At 64.2% G+C, this 737-nt stretch carries 2 protein-coding genes; one reads left to right on the forward strand and one right to left on the reverse strand.

The window, feature by feature from the left end; genetic code table 11:
- A partial coding sequence (locus MOV75_RS42825) for a LysR family transcriptional regulator (protein ID WP_247008455.1) occupies positions 1–285 on the reverse strand: 285 nt, incomplete at its 3' end.
- Between MOV75_RS42825 and MOV75_RS40535 the strand changes: the two genes are divergently transcribed.
- Positions 265–737: amidase (locus tag MOV75_RS40535; RefSeq protein WP_247008457.1), on the forward strand; the 473-nt coding region annotated here is incomplete at its 3' end. The genes MOV75_RS42825 and MOV75_RS40535 overlap by 21 nt on opposite strands.

Below are 737 nucleotides of genomic sequence, written 5' to 3' on the forward strand. Positions count from 1 at the left end.
CAGGGGCGCGCCGATCTCGGCTTCCAGCTTGCGGATCTGGACGGAAAGGGGTGGCTGCGCCATCCGCAGCCGCTCGGCGGCCTTGCCGACGCTGCGGGCTTCGGCGACGGCGACGAAATAGCGGAGCCTGCGAAGATCCATTGGCATACCGGAAACGTATGGGTTGACGATCAAAATGGTATTGGACGGCCAGTTAACAAAACTGTCATTCTGGCTGTCAATGGCTGGGCCAACGGCGGCCCGCTTTCGGAGCGTGATGTGACGATGAACGGCGATCCCTGCCACTTGTCTGCAACCGAACTGCGCGGACTCATCGCCACAAGGAAGATTTCCCCCGTCGAGATCGTCAATGCCGTGCTCGCGCGCGCCCAGGCGCTGCAGCCCGAGCTGAACTGCTTCATCACGCTCTGTGGCGAGCAGGCGATGGCTGAGGCGCGCGCGGCTGAGCGCAAGGTGATGGCGGGCGAGCCGCTCGGTCTGCTCCATGGCATCCCCGTCACCGTCAAGGACATCGTCAACACTAAGGGCGTCAAGACCACCTTCGGTGCCGTTCCCTACAAGGACAATGTGCCGAATGAGGATGCCGTTGCGGTTGCGCGGATGCGCAGCGAAGGCGCGATCCTGATCGGCAAGACCACGACGCCGGAATTCGGCAGCAAGTGCCTGACGGACTCGCCCTTGTTCGGCCGCACCCGCAATGCGTGGAGCGCGGAGCGCTCCTCCGGCGGCTCCAGCGG

The organism is Bradyrhizobium sp. PRIMUS42, from assembly GCF_023006515.1.
In the GTDB taxonomy this organism is placed as follows: Bacteria; Pseudomonadota; Alphaproteobacteria; order Rhizobiales; family Xanthobacteraceae; genus Bradyrhizobium.